This is a genomic window from Pseudomonas fluorescens (assembly GCF_001307155.1).
GTDB lineage: Bacteria > Pseudomonadota > Gammaproteobacteria > Pseudomonadales > Pseudomonadaceae > Aquipseudomonas > Aquipseudomonas helvetica.
In genome coordinates this window covers 955,147-968,757 of record NZ_CP012830.1, presented here as the reverse complement: position 1 = coordinate 968,757, position 13,611 = coordinate 955,147, and the positions used below count along the sequence as shown (strand labels likewise).

The window sequence follows — 13,611 nt, the reverse complement described above, 5'->3', positions numbered from 1 at the left end:
CGACGTTCGGACAATACCGGGTGTAGCGTTTCGGGTGCTGTCGCGGGCGGTTTAGGCTAGAATGCACGGCCTCAAAGCACACCCCCTTCCGAGGCTGTCCCGAAGATGTTGATCCTGCGCGGCGCTCCTGCCCTTTCTGCCTTTCGCCACAGCAAACTCCTTGAGCAACTGAGCCAGAAGGTCCCGGCTGTCAGTGGCTTATATGCTGAATTCGCTCACTTCGCCGAAGTCACCGGCGTCCTGACCGGCGACGAACAGCAGGTGCTAGCGCGCCTTCTGAAGTACGGTCCTAGTGTTCCGGTACAAGAGCCGACCGGCCGTCTGTTCCTGGTGTTGCCGCGTTTCGGCACCATCTCGCCCTGGTCGAGCAAGGCCAGCGATATCGCCCGCAACTGTGGCCTGGCGAAAATCCAGCGCCTGGAGCGCGGTATCGCTTTCTACGTGACCGGTGAATTCACCGACGCACAAGCACAGCTGATTGCCGACGGTCTGCACGACCGCATGACCCAGATCGTACTGGAAAACCTCGAACAGGCGGCTGGCCTGTTCAGTCACTCCGAACCGAAGCCGTTGACGGCGATCGACGTTCTGGGTGGCGGTCGCGCCGCACTGGAAACCGCTAACGTCGAGCTGGGCCTGGCCCTGGCGGAAGACGAGATCGACTACCTGGTCAACGCCTTTATTGGCTTGAAGCGCAACCCGCACGACATCGAACTGATGATGTTCGCCCAGGCGAACTCCGAGCACTGCCGTCACAAGATCTTCAACGCCAGTTGGGACATCGACGGCGAGAGCCAGGAAAAAAGCCTGTTCGGCATGATCAAGAACACCTACGTGATGCACAGCGAAGGCGTTCTGTCGGCTTACAAGGACAACGCTTCGGTGATCGTCGGCTCTGTCGCCGGGCGTTTCTTCCCGGACCCTGAGACCCGCCAGTACGGCGCGGTGCAGGAACCGGTGCACATCCTGATGAAAGTCGAGACGCACAACCACCCGACCGCGATTGCCCCGTTCCCGGGCGCATCCACCGGTTCCGGTGGCGAGATCCGCGACGAAGGCGCGACCGGTCGCGGCGCCAAGCCAAAGGCTGGCCTGACCGGTTTCACCGTGTCCAACTTGCAAATCCCGGGCTTCGAACAGCCATGGGAAGTGCCGTACGGCAAGCCTGAGCGCATCGTTACCGCGCTGGACATCATGATCGAAGGCCCATTGGGCGGCGCTGCATTCAACAACGAATTCGGCCGTCCGGCGCTGACCGGTTATTTCCGTACCTTCGAACAATCCATCACCACCCCGCGTGGCGATGAAGTGCGCGGTTACCACAAGCCGATCATGTTGGCCGGCGGCATGGGCAACATCCGTGAGGAACACGTCAAGAAAGGCGAAATCCTCGTGGGCTCCAAGCTGATCGTGCTGGGCGGCCCGGCGATGCTGATCGGTCTGGGCGGCGGCGCGGCTTCCTCCATGGCTACCGGCACCAGCTCGGCCGACCTGGACTTTGCTTCGGTACAGCGTGAAAACCCTGAGATGGAGCGTCGTTGCCAGGAAGTCATCGACCGTTGCTGGCAGTTAGGCGAGCGCAACCCGATCAGCTTTATCCACGACGTCGGCGCAGGCGGTCTGTCCAACGCCTTCCCGGAACTGGTGAACGATGGCGACCGTGGTGGCCGTTTCGAACTGCGCAACATTCCAAATGACGAGCCGGGCATGGCCCCGCACGAAATCTGGAGCAACGAATCCCAGGAACGCTACGTCCTGGCGGTTGGCCCGGCCGACTTCGAACGCTTCAAGGCAATCTGCGAACGTGAGCGTTGCCCGTTTGCCGTTGTCGGCGAAGCGACTGCCGAGCCGCAATTGACTGTCACCGACAGCCACTTCGGCAACAGCCCGGTGGATATGCCACTCGAAGTGCTGCTGGGCAAAGCCCCGCGCATGCACCGTTCGGCTGTTCGCGAAACCGAACTGGGCGACGATTTCGATCCATCGACCCTGGCCATTGCTGACTGCGTCGAGCGCGTTCTGCATCACCCGGCCGTGGCCAGCAAAAGCTTCCTGATCACCATCGGCGACCGCACCATCACCGGCCTTGTGGCCCGTGATCAGATGGTTGGCCCGTGGCAGGTTCCAGTGGCTGACGTTGCCGTCACCGCTACCAGCTTCGACGTCTACACCGGTGAAGCCATGGCCATGGGCGAGCGCACTCCGCTGGCACTGCTGGACGCTCCGGCGTCGGGCCGCATGGCCATCGGCGAAACCCTGACCAACATCGCTGCTTCGCGCATCGGCAAGATCTCCGACATCAAACTGTCGGCGAACTGGATGTCGGCTGCCGGTCACCCGGGCGAAGACGCGCGTCTGTACGACACCGTCAAAGCGGTCGGCATGGAACTGTGCCCGGAGCTGGGCATTACCATTCCGGTGGGCAAGGACTCGATGTCCATGGCCACGCGCTGGAATGACGAAGGCGTCGACAAGACGGTGACTTCGCCAATGTCCCTGATCGTGACCGGTTTCGCGCCAGTGACTGACATCCGTCAGACCCTGACCCCGCAACTGCGCATGGACAAGGGCACCACCGACCTGATCCTGATCGATTTGGGTCGTGGCCAGAACCGCATGGGCGCCTCGATCCTGGCGCAGGTTCACGGCAAGCTCGGCAAGCAGGCACCGGACGTTGATGACGCCGAAGACCTGAAAGCCTTCTTCGCAGTGATCCAGGGCCTCAATGCCGACGGTCACCTGCTGGCTTACCACGACCGTTCCGACGGTGGTCTGCTGACCAGCGTGGTGGAAATGGCCTTTGCCGGCCACTGCGGTCTGAGCCTGAACCTCGACGGTCTGGCAGAAACTTCTGCCGACATCGCCGCGATCCTGTTCAACGAAGAACTGGGTGCTGTCATCCAGGTTCGTCAGGACTCGACGCCGGACATCCTTGCTCAATTCAGCGCCGCAGGTCTGGGCGACTGTGTGTCGGTGATCGGCCAGCCGATGAACAACGGCGAGATCAGCATCACTTTCAACGGCGACACCGTGTTCGAAGGCCAGCGTCGTCTGCTGCAACGTCAGTGGGCTGAAACCAGCTATCAAATCCAGCGTCTGCGTGACAACGCCGACTGCGCCGAACAAGAGTTCGACGTGCTGCTGGAAGAAGACAACCCGGGCCTGAGCGTCAAGCTGAGCTACGACGTGAACCAGGACGTTGCCGCGCCTTACATCAAGAAAGGCATTCGCCCACAGGTTGCCGTACTGCGTGAGCAGGGCGTCAACGGTCAGGTGGAAATGGCCGCAGCGTTCGACCGCGCCGGTTTCAACGCGATCGACGTGCACATGAGCGACATCCTCGCGGGCCGTGTCGACCTGAACGAGTTCAAAGGTCTGGTGGCGTGCGGTGGTTTCTCCTACGGTGACGTACTGGGTGCCGGTGAAGGCTGGGCGAAGTCGGCGCTGTTCAACAGCCGTGCTCGCGACGCGTTCCAGGGCTTCTTCGAACGTACCGACAGCTTCACCCTCGGCGTGTGCAACGGTTGCCAGATGATGTCCAACCTGCACGAGCTGATCCCGGGCAGCGAGTTCTGGCCGCACTTCGTACGCAACCGTTCCGAGCAGTTCGAAGCGCGTGTGGCGATGGTTCAGGTTCAGGAATCGAACTCGATCTTCCTGCAGGGCATGGCTGGTTCGCGTATGCCGATCGCCATCGCTCACGGTGAAGGTCATGCCGAGTTCGCCAGCGAAGAAGCGTTGCTGCAAGCCGATCTGTCGGGTTGCGTGGCGATGCGTTTCGTCGACAACCACGGCAAGGTTACCGAGCGCTATCCGGCCAACCCGAACGGCTCGCCGCGCGGGATCACCGGTTTGACCAGCCGTGACGGTCGCGTGACGATCATGATGCCGCACCCGGAGCGGGTGTTCCGCGCCGTGCAGAACTCGTGGCGCTCGGAAGAGTGGAACGAAGATGCGCCGTGGATGCGTATGTTCCGTAATGCTCGTGTGTGGGTGAACTAAGCGCTGTGTACAAGCTCAGTTTTTTTGTTCCTCAGAGCCATGTTGAGGTGGTCAAGGGTGCTGTGTTCGCTGCCGGTGGTGGGCGGATCGGTGCTTATGATCACTGTTCGTGGCAGGTGCTTGGGTTGGGTCAGTTTCGGCCTTTGGACGGTAGTCAGCCGTTTATTGGTCAGGCGGGGCTGGTCGAGCAGGTTGAGGAATGGAAGGTTGAGCTGGTGGTCAGCGATGAGTTGATTGGTGTTGTGGTGGCGGCTCTGAAGCAGAGTCATCCCTATGAGACGCCGGCTTACGAGGTGTGGCGGTTGGAGGATTTCTGATCTTCCTGCGCTTTAACAAGAAACCCGCTGAAGTGATTTCAGCGGGTTTTTTATTGCCCGGGATTCCATGAATGCACTCGTTCCACTGTGCGAGCCGAGCTTGCTCGCGATGGCGGCCTGACAGCCGACCCATCTCCCGCAGATGTACACCAATCAAAACTGTGGGAGCTGGCTTGCCTGCGAAGGCGGCCTGACAGCCGACCAATCTCTTGCAGGTGTACATATCCATTCCTGCGGTAACGGCCACTTACGGTTTCGCTCTTACAGCGACTCCCTTTGGCAGACGCCCCAAAGGAAGCAAAGGTCTTCGCCCCAAGCGTACGGCACCTCGCTTAGGCTCGGCGTTCCCTCGCTCCGGTGTCCATCAGGGGGCATCGCCTACGGTCTGCTTCGCGACGACCTCCTCTCGATGTGTCCGGCTGCGCCGTACGGCGCTGCGCGCCCACCCCCTGATGAACACCTCCACTCGGCCTCCCGAAGGGGCGGGTGGATCAAGATCAACAGCAAGAGCACGGCGGCCTGACAGCCGGCCTGAGTGGTTAGATGCTGCGCGTGGGGATGGCACTTGTGTAATGCCTGTAGGAGTCGAGTCGAATTCGACGACAGCATCACGGGCAGCGCAGAAATCTCTGACAAGTCTTTAAGGTTGCCCCTCGGAAGCACGGCCTCTAGCCTTTGATCGTCGCTGCCAATTCAGCGACCGGGACTGCAAGCCCGCCGATAGTTTGTTAGGCGCTTACATGCGCACCTATAATCGTGACGCTTTTTCAGTGTCCATCGATTTATGGTGGCTGTGTGCGGGAGACCTTCGGGTCTGCCGAGGGCCTAACAACTCGGTCTTGCAGACCCGCATACAGCTGCCACCCATCATCTGCAAGTGATGCTGGTAGCTCCAACTATTGTTAGGAGCTCCACCATGATCAAAGAAACTCCCAACCCCCCAGAACACGACGACGTCTCCCCCTACGAATCCCTCGATTCAAAAAAGCTCCACGACGCCGCGCACCGCGCCCTCGATCACTACCTGAAACCCACCCTCGCCAAACTGCGCTTCAGCGACTTGCGCTCAGACCGCTTGTTCAGCGTTTCACCCGACGTGGGCCTCGAAAGCCTGTTGGCCAATGCCTCGGAAGATCTGGCCTCGGTCAAGGTGATGGCCGCCGACCTGGCATTCGAGATCGAAGGTTCGCGACGCAGCGTGGCGCTGGCGATTTGCCGGATGGTCGATGGCGCCCTGTTATTGGTGGACAAGGCGCTGGATGACTACAACCCGTCGGAGTCGGACCAGTTTTACGTGAAGGAGTAGGTCCGTAGTACGCCAGAAAATGAAAAAACCACTGAACCGGAAACAATCAGCGGTTTTTTGTATTCGGGAAAAGTCAGGCTCTGCCATTGGTCTGAAGAGCGTGCCTACCTGTCAACTATGACAGTAGTCACACATGGATGGCTCGGGTTTGATAACTCTTCAATCCGAGTCATCCACAAGGAGCATCATCATGACTTCAGCAGTCAAAGCCGCACCCGTCATCACTACGGTTATCGATCCAAAGGGGAATCCAATCTCGAACGGCGGCACCACGAATGGAAACGAGGTAATAGTGAAAGGTATGTCTGAGCCCGGCAAGAAAGTGGAGGTGTATGACAACAATAGTCTGCATCTCACACTCTTTGCGGACAACACTGGCCGTTGGGTTGCCCAACTCACCAAATTGCAGGTGGGCGCACATGTCATCAAGGCTAAAAGCGATAACCAAGAGTCTGCTATCTGGTCTTTTTCTGTGATTGCGCCTAAGTAAGGCGAAACAAAAAAAACCGCTGAACCGAAAACAGTCAGCGGATTTTTGTTGGGCGGGGAACGTCGAGGTTCGGATGTACTTTGTGGCGAGGGGGCTTGCCCCCGTTGGAGCGCGAAGCGGTCCCAAAATCGGCGCCCGCGTTTATCGGGGAGAACGCATCAGCCTGTTTACGACTGCTGCGCCCGAACGCGGACCGGCCGACGGGGGCAAGCCCCCTCGCCACAGGAGTTGTGTCGATTTTCAGACTTTGGCGCTGACCTCACTCCGATTCACCAACCCCTCCAGCGCCTCACTCAAACTCAACGCCTTGTCGCCAATCAACAGGTGCCACACGCCACCGTCCAACGCGCTGACACCCTGGCAACCCAAGTCCTTCAGCTGACATTCCGACAGCGCTTTACCGTCCGCCAGTTGCAGGCGAATCCGGGTCATGGCCACGCAATCCAGTTGCAGCACGTTGTCGCTGCCACCCACGGCGTTAAGCCATTTCTGCGCTTCTGGTGTCTCCACGGGTGCTGCTTTCGGCGCTTCTTCGGTCACCACTACAGCGGCTACCAGAGCTGAACCAGCAGTCGGCATCGCCTGGCGAATTTCATCGGCGATGCTGTCCGCCAGCGGCCCGACCACTACCTGCAAGCTGCCGCCTTTGCCGGGGCGAACCACGGCCATGGCGCCGAGGGCTTTCAATTCGCTGTCGGAGGCTTTGTTGCGGTCGACCATTTCCAGGCGCAAGCGCGTGGTGCAAGCGCCGACGGTGATCAGGTTTTCAGCACCGCCCAAGGCTTGAATGTAGGCTCCGGCGCGTTGATTTTCGCTCAGCACCACCTTTTCACCGACGACGACACCTTCACGCCCCGGGGTTTTCAGGTTGAAGCGACGGATACAGAAGTCGAACACCACGTAGTAGATCACCGCGTACGCCAGGCCTACCGGGAACACCAGCCAGCCGTTGGTGGACTTGCCCCAGCCCAGTGCCATGTCGATGGCGCCGCCGGAGAAGGTGAAGCCCAAATGGATGTTCAGCGCGTTGGTGATGGCCATCGCCATGCCGGTCAGCAGCACGTGCAATAGATACAGCAGCGGTGCGAGGAACATGAAGGCGAATTCGATCGGCTCGGTGACGCCGGTCAGGAACGAGGTCAGGGCCATCGACAGGAAGATCCCGCCCATGACTTTGCGGCGTTCCGGCAGGGCGTTGCGGTACATCGCCAGGCAGGCGGCGGGCAGACCGAAGATCATCATCGGGAACATCCCGGTCATGAACTGGCCGCCCTTCGGGTCGCCGGCAAAATAGCGTGCCAGGTCGCCGGTGACGATGGCGCCGGTGGTCGGGTCGGTGAAGCTGCCGAAGATGAACCACGCCATGTTGTTGAGGATGTGGTGCAGGCCGGTGACGATCAGCAAGCGGTTGAACACGCCGAAGACGAAGGCACCGATGCTGCCACTTTCCAGCAGCAGTTGGCCGAAGCTGTTGATGCCGTGCTGGATCGGTGGCCAGATCAAACCGAAGATCACGCCCAGGCCAACGGCGCTGAACCCGGTGGCAATCGGCACGAAGCGTCGGCCGCCGAAGAACGCCAGGTATTCCGGCAGCTTGATGTCCTTGAAGCGGTTGTACAGCGCGCCGGCCATCAAGCCGCTGATGATCCCGGCGAGCATGCCCATGTTGATGCTCGCATCCAGCACTTTCAGTGTGGAGACCATCACCAGGTAACCAATCGCCCCGGCCAGCCCGGCGGTGCCGTTGTTGTCCCGGGCGAACCCGACTGCGATGCCGATGGCGAAGATCAGCGCCAGGTTGGCGAAGATCACTTGCCCGGCGTCGTGGATGATCGCGATGTTCAAAAGGTCGGTGTCGCCCAGACGCAGCAACAGGCCGGCAATCGGCAGGATCGCGATGGGCAGCATCAGCGCCCGTCCGAGGCGCTGCAAGCCTTCGATGAAGAGTTGGTACATGGCGTATCTCCCTGTGTTCTTGTTGTTTTTAGCTCAGAGGCCAATGTTGATGACAGGCGTGACGCACCGCCGTGGCGCTGCTCAGGTTGAGCAGGGTGGCGCTGAAGCGTCGGCAGTCGGCGGCGTCCAGTTGGCGGACGCGTTCCTTGATTTCACCGACTTGCGGCGGGCTGACGGACAGCTCGCTGATACCCAGGCCAATCAACACCGGGGTCGCCAGCGGATCGGATGCCAGTGCACCGCAAACGCCGACCCAACGCTGATGCTTGGCGGCACCGATGCAGGTCTGGGCGATTAGCCGCAGCAGCGCCGGGTGCAGGGCATCGACCCGTGCGGCGAGACCGGCGTGGTCGCGGTCCATGGCCAGGGTGTATTGGGACAGGTCGTTGGTGCCAATGGACAGGAAGTCTGCGTGTTCCGCCAATTGCTCGGCGAGCAGCGCCGCGGCCGGGACTTCGATCATCACCCCCAGTTCAAGACGCTGCGTGAGCGCAAGCTCGGCGCACAAGGCATCGAGGCGTTGGCGGATGTACAGCAATTCGTCGACCTCGGTGACCATCGGCAGCAAAATCCGGCAGCGCTGCAACGGGCTGACTTGCAGCAGCGCACGCAATTGTTGGTCGAGCAGTTCCGGGCGTACCTGGGCCATGCGGATGCCGCGCAGGCCGAGCACCGGGTTGGCTTCGGCCGGCAGCGGCAGGTAGTCGAGTTGTTTGTCGCCGCCGACGTCGATGGTGCGGATGATCACCGACTTGTCGCCCATGGCATCCAGCACCGCTTGATAGGCCTGGCGCTGTTCCTGTTCATCCGGCGCGGTCTGGCGATCGACGAACAGAAACTCGGTGCGCAGCAGGCCAACGCCATCGGCGCCGCCTTTCAACGCATCAGCCGCTTCATTGCTGGAGGCCACGTTGGCCGCGACTTCGATCCGCAGACCATCACGGGTGTGTGCCGGGGTGTGGGCTTGCGCTTGTTGGCGTTCGCGGCGTTGCAGATGTTCACGCTGGGCCTGGGCGACTTGCTCCAGGCGTTGGCTGTCCGGCGTCAGCTCCAGGCGTCCGCCGTCGGCGTCCAGCACCACCGACTGGCCTTGCGGTTGCTGGAGCAGTGAGGCGCTGAGGGCAACCAGGCACGGCAGGCCTTTGCCACGGGCAAGAATCGCTACATGGGAGGTCGCGCCACCTTCGGCCATGCAGAGTCCGGCGACGCCTTGCTGGCTCAGTTGCAGCAAATCGGAAGGGGTTAGCTCATGCGCGGCGACGATAGCGCCGGCCGGTACGTCGTAGTGCCAGTCCTGACCGAGCAAGGCGCGCAGTACCCGTTGCCTGAGGTCGCGCAGGTCGTTGGCGCGTTCGGCCAGCAGTGGGTTGCCGAGCTGTTGCAATACCTCGCATTGCGCCTCGATTGACTGGCTCCAGGCGTGGGTGGCGGCGCTGCCCTGATCGATCGACTGGATGGCCGCTTCAAGCAGCGCCGGGTCTTCGAGCAGCGCCAGGTGGGCGGCGAAAATCTGTTCCTCTTCGGTGTGTTTGTGCTTTTTGGCGTGGGACAGCGTTTCGCGGATTTCGCTGCGAACCTGTTCCAGTGCACGGTCGAGGGCTTGCAGTTGTTCTTCGGCGTTATGCTTGCCGGTGTCTTCCGGTAGAGGGATGGCCGCCAGTTGGAACAGCGGGCCGCCGACCAGGCCCGGCGCTGCACAGACACCATTGAGCACGCCGGCTTCGGCGGTACGGGTACGCTGGGCAATCGGTGTCGGTGCGGCCGCGTGGCTGTCGTCGTTGACCGCCGTGGACAAGGCGTTCAACAAGGCTTGCAGCGCCGCCTTGGCGTCCGCGCCCTTGCAACTGACTTGAACCTCGTCCTGCTCGCCAATCCCCAGGCCCATCAGCCCGATCAGGCTGTCGCACGACGCCGATTTACCGGCGAAATGCAGCTGCGATTTGCTGTTGAACAGGTGCGCGGTCTGGCGGATCAGCGCCGCTGGTCGGGCATGCAGACCGCCGCGATGGATGATGCGAATGTGCCCGTGAACCTCAGCACCTGAGCTGTCCGCCTCGACCTGTGCGCTGTGGGTGGTTCTTGGCACGATGTGCAGCAACGGCTCGCCGACCTTGACCGATTTGAGGGTGATCGGCAGCACCTGGAAGTCTTCGCTGTTGGTCAGGACCAACAGGCTGACCAGGCTTTTACAGCCTTGCGCGACCTGGTCCAGATCAAAGCGCAGCAGTGCCTGGCCATTGCTGACGCGGGTGCCTTCCTTGACCAGCATCGAGAACCCTTCGCCTTGCAGCTCGACGGTGTCCAGGCCCAGGTGCAGCAGCAGTTCGGCGCCATTGTCGGCGCGCAGGGTCACGGCATGGCCGGTGCGGGCGACATGCACCACCACCCCGGCACACGGTGCGTGCAGGGTGTTGTTCAGCGGGTCGATGGCAATCCCGTCGCCCATGGCGCCGCTGGCGAACACCGGGTCCGGAACCTTGGCAAGCGTGAGCACCGGTCCGCTGAGCGGGGCGCTGAGGGTCAAGTCTTTATTGTTGTTATGCATGGCGCGGTACTCGATTCGGGCGTGTTAGTGGGTGCGGGTCACTTTGCTCAAGTGACGCGGCTGGTCCGGGTCCATGCCACGGGCAACCGCGAGGCCGGCCGCCATGACGTAGAAGCTCTGGATGGCGAGAATCGGGTCCAGCGCCGGGTGTTCGGCGCGGCTCAGCGTCAGGTCGCGTTCGCTGACGTCATCCGGGGCGGCCAGCAATACGCGGGCACCGCGTTGACGCATCTCGGCGGCGAGGCTCAGCAGACCGGCCTGTTCGGCGCCGCGAGGGGCGAACACCAGCAAGGGGTAGTTATCGTCGATGAGTGCCATGGGGCCGTGTTTGACTTCGGCGCTGCTGAAGGCTTCGGCCTGGATCGCCGAGGTTTCCTTGAGTTTCAGTGCTGCTTCCTGGGCGATGGCAAACCCTGCGCCGCGACCAATCACCATCAAGCGTTGGCAGTCACGCAGTACGTCGACCGCCAGGCTCCAGTCCTGCGTGGCGGCGTCGCGCAATCCTTCTGGCAGCGCGAGGCCGGCTTGCAGCAATTCGGGATCCTGTTTCCAGTAGGCGATCAGCCGCGCGCTGGCGCTGAGGGTGGCGATGAAACTTTTGGTCGCGGCGACGCTGCTTTCGGTACCGGCGCACAGCGGCAGGCTGAATTCACAGGCGGCCTCCAGTGGCGAGTTCTCGGCATTGACCATCGAAATGCTCAGGGCGCCCCGTTTGCGCAGCAGACGCAGGCTGTTGACCAGATCCGGACTTTGCCCGGACTGCGAGAACGCGAATACCGCCTGACCGCTGACCTTCAGCGGCGCTTGCTGCATGGTCACCACCGACATCGGCAGCGATGCCACCGGAATACCCACGTGCTGCATGGTCAGGTAGGCAAAGTAGCTGGCGGCGTGATCGGAGCTGCCACGGGCGACCGTCATCGCCACTTGCGGCGGCTGACGGTTCAGGCGCCCGGCGATCTCGATCATCAGCGGATCCAGTTGCTGCAACTGAGCGTCGACCGCTTTGTACGAGGACAGCGCCTCTTCAAGCATTTTTGAAGTCAATGTCTTCTCCTTCGACCATTACGGCGGTCAGTGTGAGTGAGCGGTCCAGGCGCACGCAGTCAGCCCAGGCACCGGGTTGCAGGCGGCCGCGCTCCTGGATGCCGAGATAATCGGCAGGGAATTGCGACAGCCGTTGCGAGGCCTCGGCCAGTGGCAGGCCGATCTTCACCAGGTTGCGCAGCGCCTGATCCATGGTCAGGGTGCTGCCAGCCAGCGTGCCGTCGGGCAGGCGCACGCCGCCCAGGCATTTGGTCACGGTGTGGCTGCCGAGCTTGTATTCGCCGTCCGGCATGCCGGCAGCGGCGGTGGAATCGGTGACGCAATACAGGCACGGGATCGAGCGTAGGGCCACGCGGATGGCGCCGGGATGCACGTGCAGCAGGTCGGGAATCAGTTCCGCGTATTTGGCGTGGGCCAGTGCCGCGCCGACGATTCCCGGTTCGCGGTGATGCAGCGGGCTCATGGCGTTATAAAGGTGGGTGAAACTGCTGGCGCCGGCCTCCAGCGCCGCGACGCCTTCTTCGTAGCTGCCCAGGGTGTGGCCGATCTGCATGCGAATGCCGCGGTCGCTGAGGGCACGAATCAGTTTGTCGTGACCGGCGATTTCCGGGGCAATGGTGATCACCCGGATCGGCGCCAGCGCCAGGTAGGCTTCGACTTCGGCCATCAGCGCGGTGTGGGCAAAGTTCGGTTGTGCACCGAGTTTTCCAGGGTTGATGTACGGTCCTTCGAGGTGCACGCCGAGTACCCGGGCGCAGCCTTTCGGGCGCTGTTCGCAGAATTCGCCGACCTCGGCCAGCACCCGGGAAATTTCTTCCGGTGGCGCGGTCATGGTGGTGGCCAGCAGCGAGGTGGTGCCGAAACGCACGTGGGTTTTGGTGATGGTGTCGAAGGCCGGGGTGCCTTCCATGATGTCCTTGCCGCCACCGCCGTGGACGTGCAGGTCGATGAAACCCGGCAGCAGGTAAGGCAGGTCGTTGTCCGCCGGGTCGCACGGCTGACCTTCGATGCGCACGATCTTGCCGTGTTCATGGATCAAGCGGCCGCGGATCCAGCCTTGGGCGGTGAGGATGTTGTCTTCGGACATCAGTGGTTCTCCGGCTTCAATGACACAGGGCTCAGCGACGCAGCTCTGCGACAAAGTCGTAGTAGTCGTTGCGGCAATAGGTGTCGGTGACTTCGATCGGGGTGTTGTCTTCGAGGTAACCGACCCGGGTCATCAGCAGCATGGCGGTGCCGGGGGCGATGCCGACCAGCGCGGCGAATTCGTCCGAGGCGTTGATCGCCTGAATGTGTTGCAGGGCGCGCACCACCGGTTTTCCGATGCCATCGAGGTATTCGTAAAGCGAATCACCGACCGCTTGCGGCTGGGCAATGATCGAGGCGGGCAGGGTGCTCATCTCGATGGCCATCACGGTGTCGTCGGCTTTACGCAGTCGCTTGAGGCGCGCGACCTTGTCGTAGGGCGAGAGCGCAAGGCGGATCAGTTCTTCGTGAGTCGGCTGGGTGATTTCGCGCTCCAGCCATTGCGAACTCGGCACGAAACCTTTGAGGCGGAGCATTTCGCTGAAGCCGGACAGCCGGGACAGCGGTTGCTCGAGGCGCGGAGTGATGAAGGTGCCGGAGCCTTGGCTGCGACGGATCAAGCCTTGTTCGAGCAGCACTTCCAGCGCCTTGCGGGCGGTCACGCGGGAGATGTTCAGCATTTCGCTGAGGTTGCGTTCCGACGGCAATGCCTGCTCGGCTTTCCACTGGCCGGCATGAATCGCCGCTTCCAGGTTGCGCGCCAGTTGCAGGTACAACGGCGTTGGCTGGGTGTCGTCAGGGCGCAGGGCCAGGATGTGGTTCATGGGTGTAGGTCCGATGGGGAGAGTGGAGTGTTGTTGCCCCGGTCATGGCGCAAAACTAATACCACTTAAATACCATGTCAACGCCAGTGGTCCACTCG

Annotated in this window: 9 protein-coding genes; 4 read left to right on the top strand and 5 right to left on the bottom strand. The window is 61.8% G+C overall.

From position 1 onward, the window contains the following. Positions 1-105: 105 nt before the first annotated feature. From purL to AO353_RS04470, 4 genes are all read left to right on the top strand, one after another. Entirely contained in the window at positions 106-4,002 is a 3,897-nt protein-coding gene (purL, locus tag AO353_RS04485; RefSeq protein WP_054593869.1) for a phosphoribosylformylglycinamidine synthase, read from the top strand. Between the two features lie 5 nt (positions 4,003-4,007). Further along, a complete protein-coding gene (locus tag AO353_RS04480; protein WP_054593868.1) occupies positions 4,008-4,319 on the top strand; it encodes a YqfO family protein in 312 nt (103 codons plus the stop codon). 916 nt (positions 4,320-5,235) lie between these two features. Continuing rightward, a complete protein-coding gene (locus tag AO353_RS04475; protein WP_054593867.1) occupies positions 5,236-5,625 on the top strand; it encodes a DUF6124 family protein in 390 nt (129 codons plus the stop codon). A gap of 190 nt (positions 5,626-5,815) precedes the next feature. Next, positions 5,816-6,115, top strand: coding sequence for a hypothetical protein (locus tag AO353_RS04470; protein WP_054593866.1), 300 nt, complete (start codon positions 5,816-5,818; stop codon positions 6,113-6,115). A 240-nt stretch (positions 6,116-6,355) separates the two neighbouring features. On the opposite strand, the gene nagE is transcribed toward AO353_RS04470, so the two are convergent. From nagE to AO353_RS04445, 5 genes are read right to left on the bottom strand one after another with little or no spacing between them, the layout of a single operon-like run. Beyond that, a complete protein-coding gene (gene nagE / locus AO353_RS04465) occupies positions 6,356-8,071 on the bottom strand; it encodes an N-acetylglucosamine-specific PTS transporter subunit IIBC (RefSeq protein ID WP_054593865.1) in 1,716 nt (571 codons plus the stop codon). Between the two features lie 28 nt (positions 8,072-8,099). Beyond that, entirely contained in the window at positions 8,100-10,616 is a 2,517-nt protein-coding gene (ptsP, locus tag AO353_RS04460) for a phosphoenolpyruvate--protein phosphotransferase (protein ID WP_054593864.1), read from the bottom strand. A 24-nt stretch (positions 10,617-10,640) separates the two neighbouring features. Further along, positions 10,641-11,651, bottom strand: coding sequence for an SIS domain-containing protein (locus AO353_RS04455; RefSeq protein WP_054593863.1), 1,011 nt, complete (start codon positions 11,649-11,651; stop codon positions 10,641-10,643). After that, positions 11,644-12,750: an N-acetylglucosamine-6-phosphate deacetylase gene (gene nagA, locus AO353_RS04450; RefSeq protein ID WP_054593862.1), complete on the bottom strand. Its 1,107-nt coding sequence runs from the start codon at positions 12,748-12,750 to the stop codon at positions 11,644-11,646. Before nagA ends, AO353_RS04455 begins: the two co-directional genes overlap by 8 nt. Positions 12,751-12,781: 31 nt before the next feature. Next, on the bottom strand, positions 12,782-13,513 hold the full coding sequence (locus tag AO353_RS04445; protein ID WP_054593861.1) for a GntR family transcriptional regulator: 732 nt from the start codon (positions 13,511-13,513) through the stop codon (positions 12,782-12,784). Positions 13,514-13,611: the final 98 nt, after the last annotated feature.